General features: G+C 72.7%; 25 protein-coding genes and 2 tRNA genes. 15 read left to right on the top strand and 12 right to left on the bottom strand.

The genetic code is table 11. From position 1 onward, the window contains the following. Nucleotides 1-191: 191 nt before the first annotated feature. Genes ACRYR2_RS11120 through ilvC form a run of 3 tightly spaced genes read left to right on the top strand, consistent with a single transcriptional unit; the run spans nucleotide 192 to nucleotide 3,628 of the window. Nucleotides 192-2,036: an acetolactate synthase large subunit gene (locus tag ACRYR2_RS11120; protein WP_432562928.1), complete on the top strand. Its 1,845-nt coding sequence runs from the start codon at nucleotides 192-194 to the stop codon at nucleotides 2,034-2,036. After that, nucleotides 2,036-2,548: an acetolactate synthase small subunit gene (ilvN, locus tag ACRYR2_RS11115; RefSeq protein ID WP_432562927.1), complete on the top strand. Its 513-nt coding sequence runs from the start codon at nucleotides 2,036-2,038 to the stop codon at nucleotides 2,546-2,548. The genes ACRYR2_RS11120 and ilvN overlap by 1 nt, the downstream gene beginning before the upstream one ends. A gap of 51 nt (nucleotides 2,549-2,599) precedes the next feature. After that, complete coding sequence (gene ilvC, locus ACRYR2_RS11110) at nucleotides 2,600-3,628, top strand: ketol-acid reductoisomerase (protein ID WP_432562926.1); 1,029 nt, start codon at nucleotides 2,600-2,602, stop codon at nucleotides 3,626-3,628. 50 nt (nucleotides 3,629-3,678) lie between these two features. Here the strand turns inward: ilvC and ACRYR2_RS11105 are convergent, their stop codons facing one another. Continuing rightward, nucleotides 3,679-4,284 (bottom strand): flavodoxin family protein, encoded by a 606-nt coding sequence (locus ACRYR2_RS11105; protein WP_432562925.1) that lies wholly within the window; start codon nucleotides 4,282-4,284, stop codon nucleotides 3,679-3,681. Nucleotides 4,285-4,407: 123 nt separating this feature from the next. On the opposite strand from ACRYR2_RS11105, the gene ACRYR2_RS11100 reads away from it, so the two are divergent. Further along, nucleotides 4,408-4,791: a DUF3253 domain-containing protein gene (locus ACRYR2_RS11100; protein ID WP_432562924.1), complete on the top strand. Its 384-nt coding sequence runs from the start codon at nucleotides 4,408-4,410 to the stop codon at nucleotides 4,789-4,791. A gap of 54 nt (nucleotides 4,792-4,845) precedes the next feature. Next, nucleotides 4,846-5,706, top strand: a complete 861-nt coding sequence (locus ACRYR2_RS11095) for an LLM class F420-dependent oxidoreductase (RefSeq protein ID WP_432562923.1) — start codon at nucleotides 4,846-4,848, stop codon at nucleotides 5,704-5,706. Here ACRYR2_RS11095 and ACRYR2_RS11090 read toward each other — a convergent pair. The 6 genes from ACRYR2_RS11090 to ACRYR2_RS11065 all read right to left on the bottom strand — a co-directional run bounded on the left by ACRYR2_RS11090 (nucleotide 5,703) and on the right by ACRYR2_RS11065 (nucleotide 11,867). Beyond that, a complete protein-coding gene (locus ACRYR2_RS11090) occupies nucleotides 5,703-6,230 on the bottom strand; it encodes an alpha/beta hydrolase (RefSeq protein WP_432562922.1) in 528 nt (175 codons plus the stop codon). The two genes, ACRYR2_RS11095 and ACRYR2_RS11090, sit on opposite strands and share 4 nt — an antisense overlap. Further along, on the bottom strand, nucleotides 6,230-6,535 hold the full coding sequence (locus ACRYR2_RS11085) for an antibiotic biosynthesis monooxygenase family protein (RefSeq protein WP_432562921.1): 306 nt from the start codon (nucleotides 6,533-6,535) through the stop codon (nucleotides 6,230-6,232). Before ACRYR2_RS11085 ends, ACRYR2_RS11090 begins: the two co-directional genes overlap by 1 nt. 18 nt (nucleotides 6,536-6,553) lie before the next feature. Beyond that, nucleotides 6,554-9,073 carry an FtsX-like permease family protein gene (locus tag ACRYR2_RS11080; RefSeq protein ID WP_432562920.1) on the bottom strand — a complete coding sequence of 840 codons (2,520 nt, stop codon included), beginning with the start codon at nucleotides 9,071-9,073 and terminating at the stop codon, nucleotides 6,554-6,556. A gap of 3 nt (nucleotides 9,074-9,076) precedes the next feature. Next, a complete protein-coding gene (locus ACRYR2_RS11075; protein ID WP_432562919.1) occupies nucleotides 9,077-9,847 on the bottom strand; it encodes an ABC transporter ATP-binding protein in 771 nt (256 codons plus the stop codon). 156 nt (nucleotides 9,848-10,003) lie between these two features. Then, nucleotides 10,004-10,705, bottom strand: coding sequence for a response regulator (locus ACRYR2_RS11070; protein ID WP_432562918.1), 702 nt, complete (start codon nucleotides 10,703-10,705; stop codon nucleotides 10,004-10,006). A 1-nt stretch (nucleotide 10,706) separates the two neighbouring features. Then, complete coding sequence (locus tag ACRYR2_RS11065; RefSeq protein WP_432562917.1) at nucleotides 10,707-11,867, bottom strand: sensor histidine kinase; 1,161 nt, start codon at nucleotides 11,865-11,867, stop codon at nucleotides 10,707-10,709. 146 nt (nucleotides 11,868-12,013) lie between these two features. Here ACRYR2_RS11065 and ACRYR2_RS11060 point away from each other — a divergent pair, with 146 nt between their 5' ends. Continuing rightward, the gene (locus ACRYR2_RS11060) at nucleotides 12,014-13,063 is read left to right on the top strand and encodes a 3-isopropylmalate dehydrogenase (RefSeq protein WP_432562916.1); all 1,050 of its coding nucleotides are present in this window, start codon (nucleotides 12,014-12,016) and stop codon (nucleotides 13,061-13,063) included. Between the two features lie 63 nt (nucleotides 13,064-13,126). Beyond that, nucleotides 13,127-14,248, top strand: a complete 1,122-nt coding sequence (locus tag ACRYR2_RS11055) for a branched-chain amino acid aminotransferase (RefSeq protein ID WP_432562915.1) — start codon at nucleotides 13,127-13,129, stop codon at nucleotides 14,246-14,248. A 116-nt stretch (nucleotides 14,249-14,364) separates the two neighbouring features. Here the strand turns inward: ACRYR2_RS11055 and ACRYR2_RS11050 are convergent, their stop codons facing one another. Both ACRYR2_RS11050 and ACRYR2_RS11045 read right to left on the bottom strand, forming a co-directional pair. Further along, nucleotides 14,365-15,309, bottom strand: coding sequence for a hypothetical protein (locus ACRYR2_RS11050; RefSeq protein ID WP_432562914.1), 945 nt, complete (start codon nucleotides 15,307-15,309; stop codon nucleotides 14,365-14,367). A gap of 236 nt (nucleotides 15,310-15,545) precedes the next feature. Further along, the gene (locus tag ACRYR2_RS11045; protein WP_432562913.1) at nucleotides 15,546-16,007 is read right to left on the bottom strand and encodes an Lrp/AsnC family transcriptional regulator; all 462 of its coding nucleotides are present in this window, start codon (nucleotides 16,005-16,007) and stop codon (nucleotides 15,546-15,548) included. 70 nt (nucleotides 16,008-16,077) lie between these two features. Here ACRYR2_RS11045 and ACRYR2_RS11040 point away from each other — a divergent pair, with 70 nt between their 5' ends. Both ACRYR2_RS11040 and ACRYR2_RS11035 read left to right on the top strand, forming a co-directional pair. Next, nucleotides 16,078-17,112, top strand: a complete 1,035-nt coding sequence (locus tag ACRYR2_RS11040) for an NAD(P)-dependent oxidoreductase (RefSeq protein WP_432562912.1) — start codon at nucleotides 16,078-16,080, stop codon at nucleotides 17,110-17,112. Between the two features lie 5 nt (nucleotides 17,113-17,117). After that, the gene (locus ACRYR2_RS11035) at nucleotides 17,118-17,915 is read left to right on the top strand and encodes a fumarylacetoacetate hydrolase family protein (RefSeq protein WP_432562911.1); all 798 of its coding nucleotides are present in this window, start codon (nucleotides 17,118-17,120) and stop codon (nucleotides 17,913-17,915) included. A gap of 25 nt (nucleotides 17,916-17,940) precedes the next feature. Here ACRYR2_RS11035 and ACRYR2_RS11030 read toward each other — a convergent pair whose 3' ends face one another. After that, nucleotides 17,941-18,597: a hypothetical protein gene (locus ACRYR2_RS11030; RefSeq protein ID WP_432562910.1), complete on the bottom strand. Its 657-nt coding sequence runs from the start codon at nucleotides 18,595-18,597 to the stop codon at nucleotides 17,941-17,943. A gap of 169 nt (nucleotides 18,598-18,766) precedes the next feature. On the opposite strand from ACRYR2_RS11030, the gene gltX reads away from it, so the two are divergent. The 3 genes from gltX (at nucleotide 18,767) to ACRYR2_RS11015 (ending at nucleotide 20,565) form a co-directional block, all read left to right on the top strand. Further along, nucleotides 18,767-20,269 (top strand): glutamate--tRNA ligase, encoded by a 1,503-nt coding sequence (gltX, locus tag ACRYR2_RS11025; RefSeq protein WP_432562909.1) that lies wholly within the window; start codon nucleotides 18,767-18,769, stop codon nucleotides 20,267-20,269. A 120-nt stretch (nucleotides 20,270-20,389) separates the two neighbouring features. Then, nucleotides 20,390-20,461: transfer RNA gene (locus tag ACRYR2_RS11020), tRNA-Gln, on the top strand. A 31-nt stretch (nucleotides 20,462-20,492) separates the two neighbouring features. Continuing rightward, a tRNA-Glu gene (locus ACRYR2_RS11015) sits at nucleotides 20,493-20,565 on the top strand. A gap of 54 nt (nucleotides 20,566-20,619) precedes the next feature. On the opposite strand, the gene ACRYR2_RS11010 is transcribed toward ACRYR2_RS11015, so the two are convergent. Further along, the gene (locus ACRYR2_RS11010; protein ID WP_432562908.1) at nucleotides 20,620-21,339 is read right to left on the bottom strand and encodes an IclR family transcriptional regulator; all 720 of its coding nucleotides are present in this window, start codon (nucleotides 21,337-21,339) and stop codon (nucleotides 20,620-20,622) included. A gap of 51 nt (nucleotides 21,340-21,390) precedes the next feature. Between ACRYR2_RS11010 and leuC the strand changes: the two genes are divergently transcribed. The 3 genes from leuC (at nucleotide 21,391) to ACRYR2_RS10995 (ending at nucleotide 24,291) form a co-directional block, all read left to right on the top strand. Further along, nucleotides 21,391-22,821 (top strand): 3-isopropylmalate dehydratase large subunit, encoded by a 1,431-nt coding sequence (leuC, locus tag ACRYR2_RS11005; RefSeq protein WP_432562907.1) that lies wholly within the window; start codon nucleotides 21,391-21,393, stop codon nucleotides 22,819-22,821. 13 nt (nucleotides 22,822-22,834) lie between these two features. Further along, entirely contained in the window at nucleotides 22,835-23,440 is a 606-nt protein-coding gene (leuD, locus tag ACRYR2_RS11000; RefSeq protein WP_432562906.1) for a 3-isopropylmalate dehydratase small subunit, read from the top strand. Nucleotides 23,441-23,772: 332 nt separating this feature from the next. Beyond that, nucleotides 23,773-24,291, top strand: a complete 519-nt coding sequence (locus ACRYR2_RS10995; RefSeq protein WP_432562905.1) for an HU family DNA-binding protein — start codon at nucleotides 23,773-23,775, stop codon at nucleotides 24,289-24,291. A 65-nt stretch (nucleotides 24,292-24,356) separates the two neighbouring features. Here the strand turns inward: ACRYR2_RS10995 and ACRYR2_RS10990 are convergent, their stop codons facing one another. Continuing rightward, nucleotides 24,357-25,907 carry a helix-turn-helix domain-containing protein gene (locus ACRYR2_RS10990; protein ID WP_432562904.1) on the bottom strand — a complete coding sequence of 517 codons (1,551 nt, stop codon included), beginning with the start codon at nucleotides 25,905-25,907 and terminating at the stop codon, nucleotides 24,357-24,359. Nucleotides 25,908-25,924 lie beyond the last annotated feature (17 nt).

The following is a 25,924-nucleotide window of genomic DNA, read 5'->3' as shown; positions in this document are numbered from 1 at the left end:
GGGGGCTACCTTCTCACCCATGCGGTTCCTCGTAGCCATCGGACAGCGCGCCGGCTGAGACGGTTCGGCCGAGCGCGCGACCCCTCACACGCCATCCCGGCTGAGGGGTCTTTTTGCGTCCGGCTGGCCGATCAGCCGGGCGTCCGGGAAGCACGACGACCGTGAACGGCACCGCCCGAGGAGGACACCAGATGCCAGAGCAACTGCCCCTGGACCCCAAGCTCCCCGTCGCGTCCCTGACCGGCGCGCAGAGCCTCGTCCGTTCGCTCGAGGCGGTAGGGGTCGAGGTCGTCTTCGGCTACCCCGGCGGCGCGATCCTGCCCGCCTACGACCCGCTGATGGACTCCCCGCACGTGAAGCACATCCTCGTGCGCCACGAGCAGGGCGCCGGGCACGCGGCCGAGGGCTACGCGGTGGCGACCGGCAAGGTCGGCGTCTGCATGGCCACCTCCGGTCCCGGGGCGACCAACCTCGTCACCCCGATCGCGGACGCGAACATGGACTCGGTCCCGCTGGTCGCGATCACCGGCCAGGTCGGTGCCCAGGCCATCGGCACCGACGCGTTCCAGGAAGCGGACATCGCCGGGATCACCACGCCGATCACCAAGCACAACTACCTGGTGACCGACCCGGCCGACATCCCGCGGACCATCGCCGAGGCCTTCCACCTGGCCTCCACCGGCCGTCCCGGTCCGGTCCTGGTCGACGTGGCCAAGTCCGCGCTGCAGGCCCGGACGTCGTACACCTGGCCCGAGTCGGTCGACCTGCCCGGCTACCGCCCGGTCGTGCGCCCGCACGGCAAGCAGATCCGCGAGGCCGCCCGGCTCATCGCCGCCGCCGAGCGGCCCGTGCTGTACGTCGGGGGTGGCGTCATCAAGGCCGACGCCGCCGCCGAGCTGCGGGCGCTGGCCGACCTGACCGGCATCCCCGCGGTGACCACGCTGATGGCCCGCGGCGCGCTGCCCGACTCCCACCCCAGCCACCTGGGCATGCCCGGCATGCACGGGACCGTCGCGGCCGTGACGGCGCTGCAGAAGTCCGACCTGCTCATCACCCTCGGTGCCCGCTTCGACGACCGCGTCACGGGGGAGCTGTCCAGCTTCGCCCCCGAGGCCAAGGTCATCCACGCCGACATCGACCCCGCCGAGATCGGCAAGAACCGCGCCGTGGACGTCCCGATCGTCGGCGACGCCAAGCTGGTCATCGCCGAGCTGACCGCGGCCGTGGCCGCCGAGTTCGCGGGCGGCCGCGCCGACCTGACGGCCTGGATCGACCAGACGAACTCCTGGCGCGAGACCTACCCGCTGGGCTACACCGAGTCCGAGGACGGCACGCTCGCCCCGCAGCACGTCATCGGCCGCATCGGCGCCATCGCCGGGCCCGAGGCGATCTACGTGGCGGGCGTGGGCCAGCACCAGATGTGGTCGGCCCAGTTCGTGCAGTACGAGAACCCGCGCACCTGGATCAACTCCGGTGGCCTGGGGACGATGGGCTTCTCGGTGCCGGCCGCCATGGGCGCCAAGGTGGGCAAGCCCGACACCGTGGTGTGGGCCATCGACGGTGACGGCTGCTTCCAGATGACCAACCAGGAACTGGCGACGTGCACCCTCAACGGGATCCCGCTGAAGGTCGCCATCATCAACAACTCCTCCCTGGGCATGGTCCGGCAGTGGCAGACGCTCTTCTACTCCGAGCGCTACTCCAACACCGACCTGCACTCCGGTGACCACCACGGCACCCACGCCGCGCCCATCCCGGACTTCGTCAAGCTCGCCGAGGCCTACGGCTGCGTCGGGCTGCGCTGCGAACGTCCCGAGGACGTCGACGCCACGATCGAGAAGGCCATGGCCATCAACGACGTGCCCGTCGTCATCGACTTCCGCGTCCACCGCGACGCCATGGTCTGGCCGATGGTCGAGGCCGGCGTGAGCAACGACGCGATCCAGTACGCCCGCGGCATGTCGCCCAAGTGGGACCGCGAGGTCGACTCCGACACCGTGTCCTCCGAGGACGGCGAAGAGATGGTGATCTCCTGATGTCCCGCCACACCCTGTCCGTCCTGGTCGAGAACCGACCCGGTGTCCTGATGCGCGTCACCTCGTTGTTCGCGCGCAGGAACTTCAACATCCACTCCCTCACGGTCGGACCGACCGAGCGCAGCGAGATCTCCCGGATGACCATCGTCGTCGACGTGGAATCGCAGCCGTTGGAGCAGGTGACGAAGCAGCTCAACAAGCTGATCAACGTCTTGAAGATCGTGGAGCTCGAGGACGGCGCCTCGGTCCAGCGCGAGCTGCTGCTCGTGAAGGTCCGGGCCGACGCCTCGACGAGGGGGGAGGTGCTCGACACCGTGCAGCTGTTCCGCGCGCACGTCGTCGACGTCGCCCCCGACGCGGTGACGGTCGAGGCGACCGGCAGCCCGGACAAGCTGGCCGCGCTGCTGCGTGTGCTGGAACCGTTCGGCATCCGTGAGCTGGTGCAGTCCGGTTCGGTGGCGCTGGCCCGTGGTGGCCGGGCGATCTCCGACCGTGCGCTGCGCTCCGCCTGACAGTCCCGAACCGCCCGAAGAACGCCAGAAACTCCAAGGAGAGAACCCCCAGTGGCCGAGATGTTCTACGACGACGACGCCGACCTGTCCAAGATCACCGGTAAGAAGGTGGCGGTCCTGGGCTTCGGCAGCCAGGGCCACGCGCACGCCCTGTCGCTGCGCGACTCGGGCGTCGACGTCGTCGTCGGCCTGAAGGAAGGCTCCAAGAGCCGCGCCAAGGCCGAGGAGCAGGGCCTGACCGTCACCACGCCGTTCGAGGCCGCCAAGGCCGCCGACGTCATCATGGTCCTGGTCCCGGACCACCTGCAGCGCGGTCTGTACGCCGAGGCCATCGAGCCGAACCTCACCGCCGGCAAGGCGCTGTTCTTCAGCCACGGCTTCAACATCCGCTTCGGCTACATCAAGCCCCCGGCCGACGTCGACGTCGTCATGGTCGCCCCCAAGGGCCCGGGTCACCTGGTGCGCCGCGAGTACGTCGACGGCCGGGGTGTCCCGGTGATCGTCGCCGTCGAGCAGGACGCCACCGGCGACGCGTGGGGCCTGGCCCTGGCCTACGCCAAGGCGATCGGCGGCCTGCGCGCCGGCGGCATCAAGACCACCTTCACCGAGGAGACCGAGACCGACCTGTTCGGTGAGCAGGCCGTCCTGTGCGGTGGCGCCTCCGCCCTCGTGCAGACCGGTTTCGAGGTCCTCGTCGAGGCCGGCTACCAGCCCGAGGTCGCCTACTTCGAGTGCCTGCACGAGCTGAAGCTCATCGTCGACCTCATGTACGAGGGCGGCATCGCCAAGCAGCGCTGGTCGGTCTCCGACACCGCCGAGTGGGGCGACTACGTCTCGGGCCCGCGCGTCATCGACGCCTCGGTCAAGGAGCGCATGAAGGACGTCCTGAAGGACATCCAGGACGGCACCTTCGCCAAGAACTTCATCGACGACCAGGACGCCGGTGCGCCGAAGTTCAAGGAGCTGCGCGCCGCCGCCGAGCAGCACCCGATCGAGAAGACCGGCCGTGAGCTGCGCAAGCTCATGGCGTGGGTGAAGTCGAGCGACTCCGACTACGTCGAGGGTTCCGCCGCCCGCTGAACCTGACGCGGAGAACCCCCGGGACCTGCCGGTCCCGGGGGTTCTGGCGTTCAGCCCTTGAGCCGGCCCGCGATGCCGATGACGCGGTTGACCATGTGGTCCAGCGCGGTGAACTCGACGTCGCCCAGGGGGATGTCGTTCCCGGCGCCGGTCACGTGGCTCACGCCGTAGGGGTTGCCGTCGACGAACTTCGAGCCGTCGGTGTAACCGGGCGGGACGATGAGCCCGCCGAAGTGGTAGATGGTGTTGTAGAGCGCGAGGAGCGTGGTCTCCTGGCCGCCGTGCGCGGTCTGGGAGGAGGTGAATCCCGCGTACACCTTGTCGGCGAGCAGGCCCTGGGCCCACTGGGCGCCGAGGGAGTCGATGAAGATCTTCAGCTGCCCGGCGATGTTGCCGTAGCGGGTGGGGGAGCCGAAGAGCACCGCGTCGGCCCACACGACGTCCTCGGCCGTCGCGCCGGGGGCGCCCTTGGCCGCCTCGGCCTCGGCGGCCTGCGCGTCCGTCGCCGCCTTCTCCCCGCCGGTGGCCTGGCGCTCCACCTGGCGCAACCGCACCTCGGCGCCGGCCTGCTCAGCGGTCGCGGCCAGCCGCTCCGCCATGGCGCGCACGGTTCCGGTCGCGGAGTAGTAGACGATCGCGAGCTTGACGTCACTCACTGGGACCTCCTGGTTGTTGAAAGCGCAACTTGCACGACGAACCTAGCCCCTGCACCACTGGACCGCCACCACGGGCGTGGCGTTCCGATCGCGGGAGCAGACGGTCCGCGGTCCACTGAGGGGGTGCCGCGACCGGACCTGCCCACCAAGGACTGCGCCGTCTGCGGGCGCACCATCACCTGGCGCAAGAAGTGGGAACGCGACTGGGAGGGGGTGCGCTACTGCTCCGACGCCTGCCGTCGCCGCGCCCGCTCGGCCGCCTCGGCCCTCGACGCCGACCTCGAGACGACGTTGCGCGCGCTGATCGAGCAGCGCGGCCGCTCGAAGACCGTGTGCCCCAGCGAGGCCGCCCGCGCCGTGGGTGGGCAGGACTGGCGCGAGCTGATGGAACCCGCGCGCGCCGCGGCCCGCCGGCTCGTCGCGGCGGGGCAGGCCGAGATCACCCAGGGCGGCCGCGTGGTGGACCCCTCCACGGCGAAGGGACCGGTCCGGGTGCGGCTGCGCTGAGTCCGGGCGTAACGTCACCGGTGATCAGCCGGGCAACGATCGAGGGAGAACCCCGTGCACATCGGCCTGCACGTCGCCGACTTCACCAACCCCGGCGGTCCCGCCACCCTGCGCGAGGACCTCGTGCGCCTCGTCGGCGAGGCGGAGGAGTCCGGGTTCCGCAGCGTCAGCGTCATGGACCACCTGTGGCAGATCCCGCCCATCGGCGACGCCGAACGGGCCATGCTCGAGGCGTACACGACGCTGGGGTTCCTCGCCGCCCGCACCGAGCGCGTCGAACTGCTCGCCTGGGTGACGGCCGTGACCTACCGCGAACCCGGCCTCCTGGCCAAGCTCGTGACCACCCTGGACGTGCTCTCGGGCGGGCGGGCGTGGCTGGGGATCGGGGCGGCCTGGTTCGAGCAGGAGGCGAGCGGCCTGGGCCTGCCGTTCCCGCCGACGGCCGAGCGGTTCGAGCGCCTGGAGGAGACGCTGCAGATCGTCCGGCAGATGTGGTCGGAGTCCGAGGAACCGTTCCAGGGTGAGCACTACACCCTGGGCCGCACCCTCAACAACCCGCCGGCGATCCGCCGGCCGCACCCGCCGATCCTCGTCGGAGGCGGCGGGGAGAAGAAGACGCTGCGGCTGGTCGCGCAGTACGCCGACGCCTGCAACCTGTTCGGCGGCGACGACATCGGCCACAAGCTGGACGTCCTGAGGCGGCACTGCGACGACGTCGGCCGCGACTACGACGAGATCGAGAAGACCGTCATGGACTTCGCCGACCCGCACGACGTCGACGGCTTCGTGGAGAAGTGCAGGGGGTTCGCCGCCCACGGCGTGACGCACGTGCACGGGGGGTTCCACGGCTACTTCGAACCCGGCAGCGTGAAGGAGTTCGGTGACGCGGTGGTACCCGCGCTGGCCGAACTCTAGGACAGGAACTCCCGCACGCCCGCCCGCAGCCGGTCGAGCGCGGCGGCGGTGGCGGCCGGGTCCCCGGGGTGCTCCAGGGAGTGGTCGGCGCCGACGAACTCCAGCACCTCGCGGTCGCTCTCGTGCGCCAGCGTCCGGTTCCACGACGGGTCGGCCGTGCCGCCGACCAGCAGCGTGTGCGGGTGCGCGCGGGCCGCGGCCATCCCGACGTCGGGGTGCTCCAGCAGCGGGGTCAGCCAGATCCCGGCGAGGCCGCAGTCGGCGGCGGCCGGCAGCCCCAGCGTCGTCAGCGACTTGGCGACGACGAACCGCGGCCGCAGGTCGTGCAGCAGCACCCGGACGAGTTCGGGCGTCTGCTCGTGACCGGGTGGGTCCTCGGTCCAGAACAGCGACAGCACCCGGTACCCGGCGGCGAGCAGCTCGTCGCGCACGACGCGCAGGACCGGCTGGTCGGCGTCGTAGCCACGCCCCGGGAGCACCAGTGCCGGTGCCCCCGGGGCGTTCCCCTCCACGACGAGGCGCATCAGCTGGGATCGGCGCCCAGGACGACCTCGAACTCCAGCAGCGAGGCGCCGGTGGCCACGGGCCTGGCGCGCTCCCCGGCGTGGGCGGCCTTGGCGCCGCCACCGGCCCACGCCTGGAAGGCCTCCTCGGTCTCCCACCTGGTGTAGACGAAGTACCGGGTCTCACCGGCCACGGGGCGCAGCAGCTCGAAACCCAGGAACCCCGGGGTTCCCTCCACGGCCCCCATCCGGTGGGCGAACCGGCGCTCGAGCTCCGGACCACCGCCGTCCGGAACCTCGATCGCGTTGATCTTCACGACAGCCATGCCGACACGATCCCAGGTTCAGTCGGCGATCGCGGCGACCGGGGGTGTCTTCGCCGCCCGGCGGGCCGGCAGCACCGAGGCCAGCACCCCGGCCAGCGCCGCGACCACGACGATCGCCAGGACCTGCAGCCACGGAACGTCCAGCACGACCGGCGACTCCGCCACCAGCACCGAGGCCGTCCCGGCCAGGCCGTAGCCGGTGCCCAGGACCACCCCGAGCACCGCCGCCACCCCGGCGACCAGCAGCGCCTCCCAGGCCAGCAGCGAGCGCAGCTGGCGGCGGGTCAGGCCCAGCGCCCGCAGCAGCCCGGACTCCTGACGGCGTTCGACCACCGACAGCGCCAGCGTGTTGCCGACACCGATGAGGGCGATGACGACGGCCACGGCCAGCAACCCGGTGACGATGAGCAGCATCGTCGTGAGGATCTCGTCCAGGGCGTTGCGGACCGAGGCGATGCCGGTGACCTCGCTGGTGGGCAGGACCTCGGCCAGGGCCTCGGAGATGCGGTCGACCGCGGCCGCCTGGGCGTCACCGTCGCCGTCGGCCAGCCGGATCCACGCCGAGGTGGCCTGGGTGTCCGGGGACAGCCGGCGGGCGTCGGCCGCCGTGATGGTCGCCGGTTCGGCCGTGTCCGGAGCCACCCGGACGGTGAACTCGACGCCCGGCCCGGCCGGAGCGCCGGTGGCGTCGGGGTCGGTGTGCAGCATCAGCCTCGCGCCGTCGCCGACCCCGGCGGTCTCGGCCATCGACTGCGACAGGACGATCTGCCCGTCGGCCGGCAACGGGGAGCGGCCCTGGGAGCGGACGACCTCGGCAGCCTGGACGGGGTCGACGCCGGCCACGGAGAACCCCGCCGCGCCGTCGGCGGTCAGGACCGGCAGGTCGTCGACGAGGGCGAGGGCCTGCACGTCGCCCGTGGCCCGCATCGCCTCGACGGCGGTGCCCGGCAACGGTTCGCCGGCGGTCACGACGACGTCGGTGGGGTAGGAGGCGTCGATGCCCTGCAGCGCGGTGGCCCGGGTCGAGGACGTGCCCACGACCATGGCGCTCGTCAGCGTCACGCCGATGAGCAGGGCCGTCGCGGTCGCCGCGGTCCGCCGCGGGTTGCGCACGGCGTTGCCCGCCGCCAACTGCGCGGGCACCCCGCCGAGCCGGCGGAACGGGCGCCCGGCCAGGGCGACGACGGCCGGCACGAGGCGCTGGGCCAGCAGCAGGAAACCCAGGAAGCTCGCGGCGCCGGCGGGCAGGGCCGCGTACAGGTTCCCGGTCCAGGCGAAGAACACCATGGCCGCCGTCGCCGGGACGGTCAGCACGAGCCCCAGCACCAGGCGCAGCACCCCGGCCCGCGAGCGCACGGGCGCGGTGCTCAGCGGCCGCAGCGCGGCCAGCGGGGCGACGCGGGTGGCGGCGCGGGCGGGAGCGGCGGCCGCCGCGACGGTGACGACGGTGCCCAGGACGAGGCCGGCGACCACCGCGGAGACCGGCACGACGACGTCGGCCAGCGGGATCGGCGAGTCCACCCGTCCGGCCACCGCGGCGACGGCCTGCGCCAGGCCGTACCCGGCGAGCACGCCGGCGACGGAGGCGCCGAACCCGACGGCGAGGGCCTCGAGCAGGACGCTGCGCCCGACCTGGCCGCGGGCGGCGCCGACGCACCGCAGCAGCGCCAGTTCCCGGGTCCGCTGGGCCAGCAGGACCGCGAAGGTGTTGGCGATGACGAGCCCGGCGACGAGGACGGCGATGGCGCCGAAGACCAGCAGGACGGTCGTCAGGCCGGCCGCGTCGCCGGTGTACGCGGCGGCGACGGCCTCGGCGGCCGCTTCCCCGGTGGTGACGGTGACGGGTGCGGTGGCGGCGGCGGCGGCGACGGTCGTGAGGACGTCGGCACCGGGTTCGGCCGCGATGCGCAGCCGGTCGACCGTCGTGGCGCCCCAGGTCGTCAGCGCCTCGTCGGTCCCGAAGACCTGCGGGGTCAGGCCCGCCGCCGGGTCGCCGGCCAGGTCGACCGTGCCGACGACGGTGACCTGTTCGGTCAGCGGTTCGACGGGGCCCTCGGGGGCGTCGCCGCTCGGGTACCAGCTCAGCGCGACCACGGCGCCCAGCGGGACGTCGACGCGGTCGGAGACGGCGATCTCGCTCGCGTCCTGCGGCAGCCGGCCGGCGGACAGGCGCTGCCAGCGCAGGTCGCCCGGTGCGGCGACGTCGCGGGCCTGCGCCGAGGTGGAGCCCGTGCGGTCCGGCAGCCGGACCTGGACGTAGGTGGAGCGGTCGGCGGCGACGGCCGCCACCCCGGGCAGGGCCGCGATCCCAGGTTCGAGGGCGGCCAGCGGCTGGTCCTCCGAGTAGGGGTCCTCGGGGGTCACGACGACGTCACTGGACGTGAACTGCGCGCCGACGGCTTGCAGCACACCGGCTTTCGCCGTCGCGTTGAGGGCGAGGGTCGCCACCACGAAGCCGACCGCGATGACGATCGCCAGGCAGGAGGCGACGACGCGCGCGCCGTGGGCGCGCAACTGGGCCAGGGTCACCCGCAGCACGGTTCAGGCCCCCAGGGTGCGCAGGGCGTCGAGGACGTCGTCGGGGGTGGGTTTCGTCAGCCCCCCGGCGAGCCGGCCGTCGGCGATGAGGACGACGCGGTCGGCGTAGCTGGCCGCGACCGGGTCGTGGGTCACCATGACGACGGTCTGGCCGACCTCGCGGACGCTGCCGCGCAGCAGGCTCAGGACCTCGGCGCCGGCGCGGGAGTCGAGGTTCCCGGTGGGTTCGTCGGCGAACACGACGTCCGGGCGCGGCAGCAGGGCGCGGGCGACCGCGACGCGTTGCTGCTGACCGCCGGACAGTTCGTGGGGCCGGTGCGTGAGGCGCTCGGTCAGCCCCAGGCGGCGCACGACGTCGTCGTGCCAGGCCGGGTCGGGGGTGCGACCGGCCAGCCGCATCGGCAGCAGCATGTTCTCGGCGGCGTCCAGGACGGGCAGCAGGTTGAAGCTCTGGAACACGAACCCGACGCGTTCGCGCCGCAGCCGGGTGAGTTCACGGTCCCCCAGCGCCGTGAGTTCGGTGTCGCCGAGGAACACCTGCCCGGCGCTGGCGGTGTCCAGGCCCGCGAGGCAGTGCATGAGCGTGGACTTGCCCGAACCCGAGGGGCCCATGATGGCGGTGAACTCACCGCGGGCGAACTCGACGTCGACGCCGTCCAGGGCGTGCACCACGGCGTCGCCGCGGCCGTAGGTCTTGCGCAGACCCACCGCGCGGACCGCGGGGCGGGCGGCGTCGAGGACCGCCGAGGTCGTGTGCTGGCTCGGTTGGGACACGGTGCTTCTCCTGGCTTCGCGGACGGTGGGGCAACGTCCACGACGCTAGGGATCCGGGGGTGCCCTGCGCGTCGGTTCCTGAGCGGATCCTGGGAGTGGGACCGGCGGTGGACGCGGGAACCCCAGGTCATCCCGTGGTCTGACCCGTCGCCCGGCTCAGCGCGCGTCGCGCAGCACGTCCCCGGGTTGCACCAGGCCCGCCGCGTAGGCCAGCACGACGGCCTGGACGCGGTCGCGCGAGTGCGTCTTGGCCAGCACCCGGCCGACGTGGGTCTTGACGGTGGCCTCGGAGACGACGAACCGCTGGGCGATCTCGGTGTTCGACAGCCCGTGGGCCATGCACTCGAGGACCTCCCGTTCCCGCGGCGTCAGGTCGTTCGGAAGTCCTTGCGGCGCAGCCGAGGGGCTGGCGGCGCCGGCGCGCAGCAACGGGCCGACGTGCTGCAGCAGCCGGCGGGTGGAACTGGCGGCGATGACGGCGTCGCCGGAGTGGACCGTGCGGATGGCCGTCAGCAGTTCCTCCGGTGGGGCGTCCTTGAGCAGGAAACCGCTGGCACCGGCGCCGATCGCGGAGACGACGTACTCGTCGAGGTCGAACGTGGTCAGCACGACGACCTTCTCGGCGCCGGAACGGGCGGTGATCTGCTGCGTGGCCTCGATGCCGTCCAGCCCGGGCATGCGCACGTCCATGAGGACGACGTCGCACGGGGTGGAGGCCACGACCCGGACGGCGTCGGCACCGTCGGAGGCCTCGGCCACGACGGTCAGGTCGGGCTGGGAGTCGATGACCATCCGGAAACCGGCGCGGACGAGTTGCTGGTCGTCGACGAGGACCACGCGGATCGGCTGTTGGCTCACGTCAGGGACTGTAGGGAAGGGTCGCGCGGACGGAGAAACCCCCACCCGGTCGGGGACCGCTGGAGACCGAACCGCCGTGCAGCCGCGCGCGTTCGGCCATGCCCACCAGGCCCTGACCGCCCGGGCCCGCCTGCACCATCGAGGCCGCGCCGCGACCGTCGTCGTCGACCCCCAGGCGCAGCGCGTCGGCGTCCCAGCGGACCTGCACGTGCGCGCGGGCCCGCGGGCCGGCGTGCTTGAGGACGTTGGTCAAGGACTCCTGCACGATCCGGTAGGCGGCCAGGCCGATCGCCGGCGGCAGTTCGCGCGGGGTCCCGTGCACCTCGGAGGTGATCTCCAGACCGCTGGCGCGGACGTGGTCGACGAGGTCGGGGATCCGCGCGGCGTCGGGCTGCGGGGCGCGTTCGTCCCCCGGACCCTGGCGCAGCACCCCGAGCAGGCCCCGCATGTCGGCCAGGGCCTGCCGGCCGGTGCCCGAGATCGTCTCCAGGGCCTGCGCCGCGGCCGCGGGGCTCGCCGTGGCGGCGTACCGGCCGCCGTCGGCCTGGGCGATGATCACCGACAGGGAGTGGGCGACGACGTCGTGCATCTCCCGGGCGATGCGCTGGCGTTCGGCCGTGGCGGCCAGCCGGGACTCGTTCTCCCGTTCGACCTCCAGCAGGCGCGCGCGTTCGACGAGGGCCAGTTCGGTCTGCCGCTGCGCGCGGCGCAGGCTGCCCAGGGACCAGCTGGCCAGCACGGAGAACGCGATGAGCGCGGTGAGCAGGACGACGGAGCCGATGTCGTAGCCGAAGAACCGGACGGCGCAGACCGGTGCCCCGGCCAGACCCAGCAGCAGCCCGGCGCGCGAGGCCCACGGCCGGGCGTAGCCGGCGAGCGCGTAGACCGAGGCGAGCACGGCGACGTTGCCCAGCGCGGGAGTGACCAGGACCAGCTGAGCGAGGGCGAAGAGCACGACCAGGGCGGCGGAGACCTCGGGGAAGCGCCGGCGGACCGCCAGCGGCAGGCACATGCCCACGCTGATCAAGGCCGCCAGCAACCCCTCGGCCAGGCTGCCGAGGCCGGTGACGCCCGCCAGGCCCAGCGCGACCAGGGCGTCGATCAACAGGCTGTTGCGGCGCCACCAGCCGACGATCCGGTCGAACACGTCCTGTCCCTGCACCGCCTCAGCGTAGGAGGGCGGCCCGGGGTCGGCGTCGTGCCGCAGGAGGATCCGCGCCGTCCTCCCGTGGTCTGACCGTCCGCATGCTGGGACGAGCTGCTCGCATGCTGGTCGGACGGGCGCGGGTCTCCGTTACCCTCCCGCGCATGGCGGACACCTTGAAGCTCGCGGTCATCCCTGGCGACGGCATCGGCCAGGAGGTGACCGCCGAAGCCCTGAAGGTGCTCACCGCGGTCCTGGACAGCGCGGGGGAGAAGGTCGCCACCACCGAGTACGACCTCGGCGCCCGGCTGTACCACCGCACGGGCGAGACGCTGCCGGACAGCGTGCTGGAGGAGGTCCGCGGCCACGACGCGATCCTGCTGGGCGCCATCGGCGACCCCAGCGTGCCCAGCGGCGTCCTCGAACGCGGCATGCTGCTCAAGCTGCGCTTCGCCCTGGACCACTACGTCAACCTGCGGCCCTCCAAGCTGTACCCCGGCGTCGCCACCCCGCTGGGCCGGCCCGGCGAGATCGACTTCGTCGTCGTGCGCGAGGGCACCGAAGGTCCCTACGTCGGCAACGGCGGCGCGCTGCGGGTCGGCACGCCGCACGAGATCGCCACCGAGGTCAGCGTCAACACCGCCTTCGGTGTCGAGCGGCTCGTCCGCGCCGGTTTCGCGCGCGCCGCCGCCCGCCCGCGCAAGAAGCTCACCCTCGTGCACAAGCACAACGTCCTCGTGCACGCCGGGCACCTGTGGCGCCGGACCGTCGAGGCCGTCGGCGCGGAGTTCCCCGACGTCAGCGTCGACTACCTGCACGTGGACGCCGCGACGATCTTCCTGGTGACCGACCCGTCCCGGTTCGACGTCATCGTCACCGACAACCTCTTCGGCGACATCCTCACCGACCTGGCCGCGGCCGTCACCGGTGGCATCGGGCTGGCCGCCTCGGGCAACGTCAACCCCGACCGCACCGCGCCGAGCATGTTCGAGCCCGTCCACGGCTCGGCCCCCGACATCGCGGGCCGGCAGCTGGCCGACCCGACCGCCGCGGTGCTGTCGGTGTCGCTGCTGCTGGAGCACCTGGGCCGCACCGACGCCGCCGCGCGCGTCGACGCCGCCGTCACCGCCGACCTGGCCCGCCGCGCCACGGGGGAGGTCGGGCCGCGCTCCACGGCCGAGGTGGGCGACGCCCTGGCCGCCGCCGCCGGCTGAACCACCCCCCCCGCGGGCGGGGTACCGTCGAACGCACCACCACTGCCACCGAGGAGTACGCGCATGACCGCCACCACGTCGTCCGGGCCGACCGCTGGGGCACCCCTGACGTTCCCGGTCACGTCGTCGGCCGCGCCGGTGAGCGAGGAGCGCCGCGCCGAGATCCTCGCCGCCCCCGGGTTCGGCAGGTTCTTCACCGACCACATGGCCACCGCGACGTGGACCCGGGACGCCGGCTGGCACGACACCGGCGTCGTCCCCTACGGCCCGCTGCAGCTGGACCCGGCCGCGGCCGTCCTGCACTACGCGCAGGAGATCTTCGAGGGGCTCAAGGCCTACCGGCACGCCGACGGCAGCGTCTGGACGTTCCGCCCCGAGGCCAACGCGGCCCGGATGGACCGCTCCGCCCGCCGGCTCGCGCTGCCCGAGGTCGGCGAGCAGATGTTCCTCGAGGCCATCACCCAGCTGGTGCGCGCCGACGAGGCGTGGGTGCCCACCGGGGGCGAGACGTCGCTGTACCTGCGCCCGTTCATGGTCGCCACCGAGGCGTTCCTCGGGGTCCGCGCGGCGCACGAGGTGAAGTTCATGGTCATCGCCTCCCCGGCGGGCGCGTACTTCCCCGGTGGGGTGAAGCCCGTCTCGATCTGGTTGTCGCAGAACTACACCCGTGCCTCCCTGGGCGGGACCGGCTCGGCCAAGTGCGGCGGGAACTACGCGGCCAGCCTGGTCGCGCAGGAGGAGGCGTACGAGCACGGTTGCGACCAGGTCTGCTTCCTGGACGCGGCCGAGAACACGTACGTCGAGGAACTCGGCGGGATGAACCTGTACTTCGTCCACGACGACGGCTCCATCGTCACCCCCGAACTGACCGGCACGATCCTGGAGGGCATCACCCGCTCCTCGATCATCGACCTGGCCAAGGACCTCGGCCACGAGGTCAGCGAGCGCCGCGTCAGCATCGACGAGTGGCGCCAGGGCGTGGCCTCCGGCCGCATCACCGAGGTGTTCGCCTGCGGCACGGCCGCCGCGATCACCCCCGTCGGCAGGCTCGTCTCCGTCGACGGCGAACTGTCCCACGGCACCGGCGCCGCCGGTGAGGTGACGCTGAAGATCCGCGAGAAGCTGCTGGACGTCCAGTACGGACGGGCCGAGGACACCCACGGGTGGTTGCACCGCCTCGTCTGAGCCGCGGGCGGGGGTTCGGGTGGGGACCGTTGACGCAGCGGACCGGTAGGTCCGGCCCGATGCGTCAACGGTCCGAACGGGGTCACCGCACGTGAGGACGTTCGGTGGTCCGCCGCTCACACGGCGCGGCGAGCGGCGGCTGCGGCCAGTGCTTCCCGCAAGGTGTCGAGGAAACCTCTGGGATCCGCGAGCAGGTCCGCCGGCGCGATGCTGACCAACAGGATCCCCGCCGCGGCGTACCGCCGCGCCTTCTCCTGCGTCCGGCGAAGGCGACGGGCACCCAGGTGCCACGTCATCGAGTCGATCTCCAGGACGACGCCGAGGTCCGGCCAGTAGGCGTCGGCCTCGCCCACCCACCGTCCGTCCACGACCACCGGCTGGTTCCACAGCGGCTGCGGCAGGCCGGACCCTCCGACGATCCGCATCGCCTTGGCCTCGGCGGAACTGCGGGTGCCGGCGCCGAGCTCCAGCAGAGCGGTACGTGCGAAGGCGCTGCGCTGGGTCGGCCCGAGCAGCACCTCGCGCTGCAACTGCTTCAACGTGCACCTGTCCTCGCGCAGCACCCCGCTCATGAGTTCCCGGACGTCGTCGAGGCGCATGTCGTGCCCACGCACCGCGTCGGCGCACGCGCGGGCCACGCTCGTGACCGGAAACCCCCTCCTGACCGATCCACCCGGGTCTCGTTCGGTCCGTTCGACCTCGCAGTACCCGGCCGAGGTTCGGTGGACGTCGGCCGGGATGACGACGAAGACGGTTCGCCCCACCTCGATCGACGACGCCAGCGCCGCGTGCAGGTCGAGCGCGTGCAGGCCGCTGATGCGCGCCTGCGGTCCGGCGTAGAGCACGGCGGCCCGTCGGCGCTCCCACTCCGTGGGAGTTCCGCGGTGCGTCACGACGACCGCCGGGAGGAGGCGCTGCCAGCGGCCGCGGGCGCCCGTGAGGTCCGTGAGCGTCGACTTCGGCATTCCGAGCGCCAGGAGGTCGGAACGTCTGACGACTCCGCGGTCACGACGGATGAGGGCGTCGACGGCCGCACGGTCGTAGTTCTTCAGCTTCGGCATGGCCCGGATCGTCACGCCGGTCGGTCCCCGACGCGGGTGTGCCGACGCCGACCTGTGCACAGCAGGTGCTCGGGGGAGGCTGTGGAGACCGCGGCGTCATGGACGGCCGTCCGATGGCTCCTCAGGTTCGGATCGTTGACGCATCGGGCCGGACCTAGCGGCCCCATGCGTCAACGGTCCCCAATCCCGACCCCGACCCGACCCCCGACCCCGCCCCGCCAGCGCCGCGCGGACGATCAGGCGGGTTCGACGACGCCCGAGCGCAGGTGCTCGTAGACCACGCTCGTCCGCACGTCGGCGACCTCGCTGCGTTGGGTCAGGCGGTCGATGACGAAGGCGTAGAGGGCCTGGTTGTCGCGGACGGCGACGTGGACGAGGAAGTCCTCGGCGCCGGAGACGACGAACACGCCGATCACCTCGGGCAGGCGTGACACCCACTCCCTGAACGCCTCGATCGTCGGCCGCGACGGCGGGCGGACGCGGACGGCGATGAGCGCCTGCACCCCGCGGCCGATCTCGGCGAGGTCCACCTCGAGGCGGGCTCCGCGGATGACGCCGCGCCGGCGCAGGCTGCGGGTGCGGTCCAGCGCCGTGGTGGGGGAGACGCCCACCGCGGCGGCCACGTCCCGGTTGGTCCGCCGTGCATCTGCCTGCAGAGCCCGCAGGATCGCCGTGTCCAGTGCGTCCAAGTCGGCCATTTCCACCCTCTCCGCCGTACGTCGTACGGACATCGTCGCAGCCCCCCGAACCTCTACCTAGTCTGCGGGCGTGAACACCCCACAGTGCCGGAACGTCCCCGCGGCCGGGGCGCCGCTGCACGTCCTGTTCGGTCAGCCGCGCTTCTCGGGCGAGATCGGCTGGGACGCCGTCACGGCGCACTGGCCCAGCGACCTCGCCGCGCGCACCACCGTCGAGGCCGTCGAGCACCACGCGCTCACCGAGCGCCTCACCGGGGGCGGACGGCAACCGGACGTCGTCGTCCCCGTCGTGTCCGCGCTCACCGCACCGGCGTTGCGGTGCAGCACCTTCGGGCTCGTCCAGCAGTTCGGTGTGGGGGTCGACGCCATCGACGTGGAAGCGGCGACCGCGGCGGGGGTGTGGGTGGCGAACATGCCCGGGCTCAACGCCCCGCACGTCGCCGAGCACGCCCTGGCCCTGCTGCTCGCGCTGGCCAAGCGCCTGCCCGAGGCCGCCGACGGGTTTGCCCCCGGCCGGTGGGGGTCGCCGGGCGCCCGCAGCCTGCGCGGCTCCCGCGCGGTCGTCGTCGGGACCGGTGCGGTCGGTGGGGCGACGGCCCGGCTGCTCGCGGCCTTCGGCGTGGACCTGGTCGGGGTGCGCCGCCGGCCCGAGGCCGAGCCACCGGTCCCCGGCATGCGCACGTACGGCGTCGGGGAGCTGCACGCCGCGCTGCGCGGCGCCGACGTCGTCGTGCTGGCGGCGACCCCCGTGTCCGGGGCGCCGCCGTTGCTCGACGCCGCCGCCCTGGGGGTCCTGGCGCCCGGTGCACTGGTGGTGAACGTCGCCCGCGGTGCCGTCCTCGACGAGGCCGCAGCGTTCGCGGCGCTGCGGACGGGACACCTGGGTGGGCTCGGGCTCGACGTGTTCACCCGCGAGCCCTACCCGGCCGACGGGCCGTTGCGGCAGCACCCGCGTGTCGTGGCCACCGCGCACACCGCGGCCCTGACGTCGGGGTACTTCGCCGACGCCGCCCGGCAGCTGGGGGAGGCCGTCGCCCGGCACGTGGCCGGCCGGCCGCCCCTGCACCCCGTCAACTCCCCGCGCCCGGTCACCTCACTAGGGTGAGCCGCATGCGCATCGCCAGGTTCTCGTCCGGTGGCTCCGACCCGCGGTACGGCGTCGTGGAGGGCGCTCCGGGTGAGGAGGAGATCCTCGTCGTCTCGGGCGACCCGCTGTTCACGCCGCTGAACCCCACCGGCGAACGGGTCCCGCTCGTGGACGCCCGGCTGCTGGCGCCGGTCATCCCGCGCTCGAAGGTCCTGGGCATCGGCCGCAACTACGTCGCGCACGCCGAGGAACTCGGCAACGAGGTGCCCGAGGAACCGCTGGTGTTCACCGTGCCGAACACCTCCGTGGCCGGCCCGGGCGACCCGCTGGCCATCCCGGCCTGGGCGGGGGAGGAGCTGCACTACGAGGGTGAGCTGGCCATCGTCATCCGCCGGCTGTGCAAGGACGTGCCGAAGGAGCGGGTCGCGGAGGTCGTCTACGGCTACACGGTCGCCAACGACATCACCGCGCGCTCCCTGCAGGGCCCGGACAAGCAGTGGTGGCGGGCCAAGGGTGCCGACGGGTTCACGCCGCTGGGCCCGTGGATCGAGACCGAGCTGGACCCCTCGAACGTGCGGATCGAGACGCGCCGCATCACCGGGGAGGACGTGGAGGTGGTCCAGGACGGCCGGACCTCGCTCATGGTCCACGACATCCCCTCGATCATCGCCCACGTCTCCTCGGCGATGACCCTGCTGCCCGGCGACGTCATCATGACCGGCACGCCCGCCGGTGTCGGGCCGGTGCGCGCCGGTCAGCGCGTCGAGGTGGAGATCGAGGGGCTGGGCGTCCTGTCGACCTCGTTCACCGCCCCGCAGTGACCCCGCAGTGACCCTGCAGTGATCCTCAGTTCCCCGTCGAGGCCGCGGCGGGCGCGGCGATCGCCAGCGTGAGCGTGTCGGTCGCGGTCTGCTTGGAGTAGTCGTCCGCGCCCGGCGCGCTCTGCTCCAGCACGTCGTAGCTGATGAGCAGTTCGACGCTGCGCGTGCCCTCGGGCACGGCGGGGACGACGAACGAGGTCGAGTACGCGTACGGGGCCATCGCGAGGTAGCCGGGGGTCTGCCGTGAGACGTCCTGCACCGTGACCGGGGACGTCACGCTGCCGTCCGCGGCGACGGCCGTGGACGTGACGCTGAAGCTGCTGATGTAGGCGCGCTGCTGCTTCTTGCCGGTGCCCAGGTTCGGCCCGGTGATCGTCGCGGCGAGCTGGACGGGCTTGGCGGCCTGCGCGGTCCACTGCGACACGTCCAGCGTCGACCAGTAGTCGACCGCCAGGTCCATCCCGCCGGCCTGCAGCTGGTGGTGGGCCGAACCCAGCGCCAGGTCGTTGGCCACCGGTTCGACGGCCACCGGCGCGGCGGTGGCCGTGGGCGTGGCGGTCGGGGTGGTCGTCGCGGCGGGCTGCCCGGCGGCGGCCTGCACCGCACCGCAGGCGGTGAGCGCGGTCAGCGGGAGCAGCAGGCCGGCGGCGGCGACGAGCGTCTTGGTGGGGCGCGAGGTCACGGGGTCCTCCGGGGAACGGGGAGCGGGCTGGGCGGTCGCTCACGACGCTGACACGCGTCACGCTGCGTGAGGTGCTCGCCCACCCGGACGGACCAGTGGTGACGCAGTGCCACCACCCGGCCGGGCGCACCCTCCGCCGCTGTGCTGACCCGAATAGGCTGGGCGGGCCATGACTGACATCGCCGCACCCGCCCCCGGCTCCTCGCCGGTCCGTGTCCGCTTCTGCCCCTCGCCGACGGGAACCCCGCACGTCGGGCTCATCCGCACCGCCCTGTTCAACTGGGCCTACGCCCGGCACACCGGCGGCAAGCTGGTGTTCCGCATCGAGGACACCGACGCCGCCCGGGACTCCGAGGAGAGCTACGCGCAGATCCTCGACGCCCTGGCCTGGCTGGGCCTGGACTGGGACGAGGGCATCGACGTCGGTGGCCCGCACGAGCCCTACCGGCAGAGCCTGCGCCGGCCAGTCTACGACGACGTCGTGCAGCGGTTGCTGGCCGCGGGGCACCTGTACGAGTCGTTCTCGACGGCCGAGGAGATCGAGGCCCGGCACGAGGCCGCGGGCCGCCCCAAGGTCCTGGGCTACGACGGTTTCGACCGGGACCTGACCCCGGAGCAGGTCGCGGCGTACAAGGCCGAGGGCCGCGAACCCACGTTGCGGCTGCGGTTGCCCGAAGGGCGCGACTACTCCTTCGACGACCTCGTCCGCGGGCGCATCGAGTTCAAGGCCGGCTCGTTCCCGGACCCGGTCCTGGTGCGCGCCAACGGCGACCCGCTGTACACGCTGGTCAACCCGGTCGACGACGCGCTGATGGGCATCACCCACGTGCTGCGCGGGGAGGACCTGCTCTCCTCCACGCCGCGGCAGATCGCCCTGTACGAGGCGCTGGTCGACATCGGTGTGGCGCAGCAGGTCCCGAGCTTCGGGCACCTGCCGTACGTCATGGGCGAGGGCAACAAGAAGCTCTCCAAGCGCGACCCTGAGTCGAACCTGTTCCACCACCGGGACCGGGGTTTCGTCCGCGAGGGGTTGCTGAACTACCTGGCCCTGCTGGGCTGGGGCATCGCCGAGGACCGCGACGTCTTCAGCGTGGAGGAGATGGTCGCCGCCTTCGACGTGGTCGACGTCAACGGTTCTCCCGCGCGCTTCGACGTGACCAAGGCCGAGGCGATCAACGCCGCGCACCTGCGGCTGCTGGAGCCCGGGGACTTCCGGGCCCGGCTGGTGCCCTACCTGCAGGCCGGGGGCGTGCTGCCCGCCGAGCCGACCGCCGACCAGCTCGAGCGCCTGGCCCAGGCCGCGCCGCTGGTGCAGGAGCGCATGACGCTGCTCGGGCAGGCCCCGGGGATGCTCGGCTTCCTGTTCGCCGCCGACGCCGACGTCGTCCTGGAGGAGGACGCGACGAAGGCCCTGCGCCCGGAGGCCGCCGACGTCCTGGACGCGTCCCTGACCGCCCTGCAGGAGCTGCCGGAGTGGACCACGGCGGCCCTGGAGACCGCGTTGCGCGCGGCCGTGGTCGAGGGTCTGGGGATCAAGCCCAAGTTCGCCTTCGCCCCGCTGCGCACGGCCGTCACCGGCCGGCGCGTCTCGCCGCCGCTGTTCGAGTCGATGGAGATCCTGGGCCGGGAGTCGTCCCTGACCCGGCTCCGCCGGCTGCGCGCCACGCTCTGACGACCGGATCGGCGCCCCGGACGGCTCAGGTGAGCCGCCGGGGGGCCGATTTGGGAAGGAGCCCGGCCACCCGATACAGTTCTTCTCGTTCGGGCGGTTCGCCGGCCGGGTGAAACACCATGGGGTATGGTGTAATTGGCAGCACGACTGATTCTGGTTCAGTTAGTCTAGGTTCGAGTCCTGGTACCCCAGCGCTTGTTCGACGAGCACCACAGCAAGCTAGGGCCCCGTTGTGTAGCGGCCTAGCACGCCGCCCTCTCAAGGCGGTAGCGCGGGTTCGAATCCCGTCGGGGCTACAGGGAAGGCCCCCGGTCAGCAGACCGGGGGCCTTCGTCGTTCCCGCCCGGCCCTCAGGACGCCGAGGGCGCCAGGGCCGCGGTGAAGGCCGCGGCGGTGGCCAGCACGGCGTCGGCGTGCCGGCGGCCGGGGTGGCGGCCGAAGCGCTCGACCGGACCCGAGACCGAGACGGCCGCCAGGACGCGCCCCGAGGGCCCGCGCACGGGCGCACTGACCGAGGCCACCCCGGGCTCCCGCTCACCGCTGGAGTGGGCCCAGCCGCGCCTGCGCACCCCCGACAGGGCCGCCGCGTCGAACCGTGCGCCGAGCAGCTCCACCGACAGGCGCTCGGGGTCGTCCCAGGCCAGCAGCACCTGCGCCGCCGACCCCGCCTGCATCGTCATCGAGGCGCCCACCGGGACGGTGTCGCGCAGGCCGTGCAGCCGCTCGGCCGCCGCGATGCAGATGCGGTGCTCACCGTGCCGGCGGTACAGCTGCGCGCTCTCGCCGGTGCCGTCGCGCAGGGCGGTCAGGAGCGGTCCCGCGACGGCCACCAGCCGGTCCTCGCCGGCCGCGGCGGCCAGCTCGCCGTGCCGGGCGCCGAGCACGAAGCGACCCTGCAGGTCGCGGGCGACCAGCCGGTGGTGCTCCAGGGCGACCGCGAGGCGGTGCGCCGTGGGCCGGGCCAGTCCGGTCGCCGTCACCAGCTGGGCCAGGCTCGCCGGGCCCGCCTCCAGGGCGTCCAGGACCAGGACGGCCTTGTCCAGCACGCCCACTCCGCTACTCTTGTCCACGGAGCGATACTGGCGTCTCAATCAGTGAGACGCAAGTGAGGGGAGCAGATGATGGGGCGCACGCTGGCGCAGAAGGTCTGGGACGACCACGTCGTCCGGCGCGGGAACGACGGGGAACCGGACCTGTTGTTCATCGACCTCCACCTCGTGCACGAGGTGACCAGCCCGCAGGCCTTCGACGGGCTGCGCCTGGCCGGACGACCCGTGCGCCGCCTGGACCTCACGATCGCGACCGAGGACCACAACACCCCCACGGTCGACATCGACCGCCCGCTGTCGCTGCTGGAGGACAAGACCTCGGCCAAGCAGCTGCAGACCCTGCGCGAGAACTGCGCCGAGTTCGGCGTCCGCCTGCACCCGCTCGGTGACGCCGAGCAGGGCATCGTGCACGTCGTCGGCCCGCAGCTGGGGCTCACCCAGCCGGGCATGACCGTCGTGTGCGGCGACTCGCACACCTCCACCCACGGGGCGTTCGGGTCCCTGGGCATGGGGATCGGCACCAGCGAGGTCGAGCACGTCCTGGCCACCCAGACGCTGCCGCTGAAGCCGTTCAAGACGATGGCCATCACCGTGAACGGGCAGCTGAAGCCCGGCACCACGGCCAAGGACATCATCCTGGCCGTCATCGCGAAGATCGGCACCGGTGGCGGGCAGGGCTACGTCCTGGAGTACCGCGGCGAGGCGATCCGCAGCCTGTCGATGGAAGGCCGGATGACGATCTGCAACATGTCGATCGAGGCCGGCGCGCGGGCGGGCATGGTCGCCCCCGACGAGACCACCTTCGCGTACCTGCAGGGCCGCCCGCACGCCCCGCAGGGCGCCGACTGGGACGCCGCGGTGGAGTACTGGCGCACCCTGCACACCGACGAGGACGCCGAGTTCGACGCCGAGGTCGTCCTGGAGGGCTCCGAACTCGAACCGTTCGTCACCTGGGGGACCAACCCCGGTCAGGGTGTGCCGTTGTCGGGTTCGGTGCCGGTACCCGAGCAGATCGGCGACGACGGGGTCCGCCAGGGTGTCGAGCGTGCGCTGGAGTACATGGGCCTGCAGGGCGGCACGAAGATGCGCGACATCGCCGTCGACACGGTGTTCCTGGGCTCCTGCACCAACAGCCGCATCGAGGACCTGCGCGCGGCCGCCGACGTCGTGCGCGGCCGCCGGAAGGCCGATTCGGTCCGGATGATGGTCGTGCCGGGTTCGGCGAAGGTCCGGCTGCAGGCCGAGGCCGAGGGGCTGGACACGGTGTTCAAGGAGTTCGGCGCCGACTGGCGTTTCGCCGGCTGCTCGATGTGCCTGGGGATGAACCCCGACCAGCTCGCCCCCGGCGAACGGTGCGCCTCGACGTCCAACCGCAACTTCGAGGGGCGCCAGGGCAAGGGCGGCCGCACGCACCTGGTCTCGCCGCTGGTGGCCGCGGCCACCGCCGTGCGCGGGACGCTGAGCTCGCCCGCCGACCTCGAACCCGTCACCAGCAACGCCTGAGGAGCAGTCCGTCGTGGAGAAGTTCACCGTCCACCGTGGTGTCGGGGTGCCGTTGCGCCGCACCGACGTCGACACCGACCAGATCATCCCCGCCGTCTACCTCAAGCGGGTCACCAAGACCGGCTTCGAGGACGCCCTGTTCGCCGGCTGGCGGACCGACCCGAACTTCGTGCTGAACCAGGAGCCCTACCGGCCCGGTTCGGTGCTCGTGGCCGGACGCGACTTCGGGACCGGATCCAGCCGCGAGCACGCCGTCTGGGCGCTGCGCGACTACGGGTTCAAGGCCGTCCTGGCCCCCCGGTTCGCCGACATCTTCCGCGGCAACTCCGGCAAGCAGGGCCTGCTGGCGGCCGTGGTGGAGCAGAGCGACATCGACCTCATCTGGAAGGCGCTGGAGGCGCACCCGGGCACCGAGGTGACCGTCGACCTCGTCGAGCGGATCGTCCAGGTGGACGACTTCACCGCCCCCTTCGAGGTCGACGAGTACGTCCGCTGGCGCCTCATGGAGGGGCTGGACGACATCAGCCTGACCCTGCGCCACGCCGACGACATCAGCGACTTCGAGGCGCGTCGACCGTCGTTCAAGCCCACCACGACGCCGCTGGCGCCGGGCGCCTGAGCCCCTCCGACGGCCCCGGACACCCGCTGCGGCGCAGCGGGACCGGGGCCTTCGTGCGTTCGGAGCCGTTGTGCGGCAACGCCATCGGCTCACGAGCCGCAGCCGGTGCCGGGTGGTCCTCGGGTGTCGCGGAAGCGCCTGCGGCACAGCCCGACCGGTAGGCCGCCCGCGCAGGTGTGCTGCGGCGCAACGACTCGCCGCCACGCCGGTGGTGGACTCCGGTGATCGTCGGTCGTACCGTTTCCCCGTCGGGCTCCTGCTCGGCCCCTGCGCGACGCGTTGCGCGGGGAGGTGTTCGGCACGGACGACCCGATCCCCCCAGGAGGAGCCCCGTGAACAAGGCAGAGATGGTGGACGCCCTCGAGGTGACGCTCGGCGGCCGCAAGCAGGCCGTGACCGCCGTGGAGGCGATCGTCGAGCTCATCACCCTGACCGTCGCCAAGGGCGACAAGGTGGCCATCAGCGGTTTCGGCACCTTCGAGAAGCAGGCCCGCAACGCCCGCACCGGTCGCAACCCGCGCACCGGTGAGGCCGTGAAGATCAAGAAGACCTCCGTCCCGCGCTTCCGCCCCGGCACGGCCTTCAAGGAGGTCGTCTCCGACACCAAGGCGCTGCGCGCGTTCCAGGCCGCGGCCAAGGAGAAGGCCGCCTCGACCGGTGCGGTCCTGACCACCGCCTCCACCGGCACCGCCAAGAAGGCTGCGGCCGTGGCGAAGAAGGCCGCCCCGGCGACCCGGACCGCCGCCCCGGCCGCCAAGAAGGCGGCTCCGGCCGCCCGCACCACGACGGCCCGCAAGGCCGCCCCGGCCAAGACCGCGGCGACCACGCGTCGCACCGCCAAGAAGGCCTGACGCACGAGCTGCACACGACGAAGGCCCCGCACTCCGGTGAGTGCGGGGCCTTCGTCGTTGCGGGGTCAGTCCTTGAACGTCTCGATCTGCGCACCCAGGGGCGTGAGGCGCTCGGCGAGCTGCTCGTAGCCGCGGGCGATGATGTCGACGTTGCGCAGCACCGAGGTTCCCTTGGCCGCCAGCATCGCCAGCAGCACCACCACGGCCGGGCGCAGCGCCGGCGGGCACAGGACCTCGGCGCCGGACCAGCGCGTCGGGCCCTCGACCAGGACGCGGTGCGGGTCGAGCAGCTTCACCCGCGCCCCGAGGCGGTTCAGCTCGGTGAGGTAGATGGCGCGGTTGTCGTAGACCCAGTCGTGCACCGTCGTCGAACCCTCCGCGCTCGCCGCGATGACGGCGAAGAACGGCAGGTTGTCGATGTTCAGGCCCGGGAACGGCATCGGGTGGATCTTGTCGATCGGGGCCTTGAGCTCGGAGGGGTGGACGGTGATGTCCACCAGCCGCGTCCGGCCGTTCGCGGCGGTGTACTCCGCGGACAGGTCGTACTTCAGGCCCATCTCCTCCAGGATCGCCAGCTCGATCTCGAGGAACTCGATCGGGGCGCGGGTCACCGTGAGCTCGGAGTGGGTGATGATCGCGGCGGTCAGCAGGCTCATCGCCTCGACCGGGTCCTCGGAGGGGGCGTAGTCCACGTCGACCGAGATGTCCGGAACGCCGTGCACGACCAGCGTCGTGGTGCCGATCCCGTCGATGCGCACCCCGAGCTGCTCCAGGAAGAAGCACAGGTCCTGGACCATGTAGTTGGGGCTGGCGTTGCGGATCGTGGTGACGCCGTCCATCCGCGCGGCGGCCATCAACGCGTTCTCGGTGACCGTGTCACCGCGTTCGGTCAGGACGATCGGGCGCTGCGGGGAGACGTCGCGGTCGACCGTCGCGTGGTAGAAACCGGTCGTCGCGGTGACCTGCAGGCCGAAGGGGCGCAACGCGACCATGTGCGGTTCGACGGTGCGGGTGCCCAGGTCGCAGCCGCCGGCGTAGGGGAGCGCGAACTCCTCGTACCGGTGCAGCAGGGGACCGAGCATCATGATGATGGACCGCGTCCGGCGGGCGGTCTCGCCGTCCATCGCGTCCAGGTGCAGGTCGTTGGGCACGTCCAGCACGAGGTCGGCCTCGCCCACCCACTCGTACTTCACGCCGATGCTGGCGAGCACGTCGAGGATGCGGTGGATCTCCAGGATCCGGGCCACCCCGCGCAACGTCGTGCGGCCCTTGTTCAGCAGCGCCGCGCACAGCAGCGCCACGCCGGCGTTCTTGCTGGACTTGACCGCGATGCTGCCCGAGAGCTTGACCCCGCCGTGGACGCGCAGGTGCGTGGGGCCGGGCCGGCCGATGGAGACGATGTCGTCCTGGAGGGCGTGCCCGACGCGCTGCAGCATGTCGATGGAGACGTTCTGCTGCCCCTGCTCCATGCGGTGCACGGCGCTCTGGGAGGTGCCCAGCCGCTCCGCGAGCTGGACCTGGGTGAGGCCGCGGTGCTTGCGGGCGTCGCGGATGAGGGCCCCGATCTGCGACAAGTGGTCGCCCGTCGGGGTCATCTGCTCGGTGGAGACTGCCATGTCCGCCACCGTATCTC

The organism is Kineococcus deserti (assembly GCF_050871945.1).
Lineage (GTDB): Bacteria > Actinomycetota > Actinomycetes > Actinomycetales > Kineococcaceae > Kineococcus.
This window is presented reverse-complemented; position numbering and strand designations above follow the sequence as displayed.

Coding starts and splice junctions, on each gene's coding strand:
- ACRYR2_RS11120 (WP_432562928.1), top strand. CDS start 192: ATGCCAGAGCAACTGCCCCTGGACCCCAAGCTCCCCGTCGCGTCCCTG.
- ilvN (WP_432562927.1), top strand. CDS start 2,036: ATGTCCCGCCACACCCTGTCCGTCCTGGTCGAGAACCGACCCGGTGTC.
- ACRYR2_RS11090 (WP_432562922.1), bottom strand. CDS start 6,230: ATGCGCCTCGTCGTGGAGGGGAACGCCCCGGGGGCACCGGCACTGGTG.
- ACRYR2_RS11085 (WP_432562921.1), bottom strand. CDS start 6,535: ATGGCTGTCGTGAAGATCAACGCGATCGAGGTTCCGGACGGCGGTGGT.
- ACRYR2_RS11060 (WP_432562916.1), top strand. CDS start 12,014: ATGGCGGACACCTTGAAGCTCGCGGTCATCCCTGGCGACGGCATCGGC.
- ACRYR2_RS11055 (WP_432562915.1), top strand. CDS start 13,127: ATGACCGCCACCACGTCGTCCGGGCCGACCGCTGGGGCACCCCTGACG.
- ACRYR2_RS11050 (WP_432562914.1), bottom strand. CDS start 15,309: ATGCCGAAGCTGAAGAACTACGACCGTGCGGCCGTCGACGCCCTCATC.
- ACRYR2_RS11045 (WP_432562913.1), bottom strand. CDS start 16,007: ATGGCCGACTTGGACGCACTGGACACGGCGATCCTGCGGGCTCTGCAG.
- ACRYR2_RS11035 (WP_432562911.1), top strand. CDS start 17,118: ATGCGCATCGCCAGGTTCTCGTCCGGTGGCTCCGACCCGCGGTACGGC.
- gltX (WP_432562909.1), top strand. CDS start 18,767: ATGACTGACATCGCCGCACCCGCCCCCGGCTCCTCGCCGGTCCGTGTC.
- leuC (WP_432562907.1), top strand. CDS start 21,391: ATGGGGCGCACGCTGGCGCAGAAGGTCTGGGACGACCACGTCGTCCGG.
- ACRYR2_RS10990 (WP_432562904.1), bottom strand. CDS start 25,907: ATGGCAGTCTCCACCGAGCAGATGACCCCGACGGGCGACCACTTGTCG.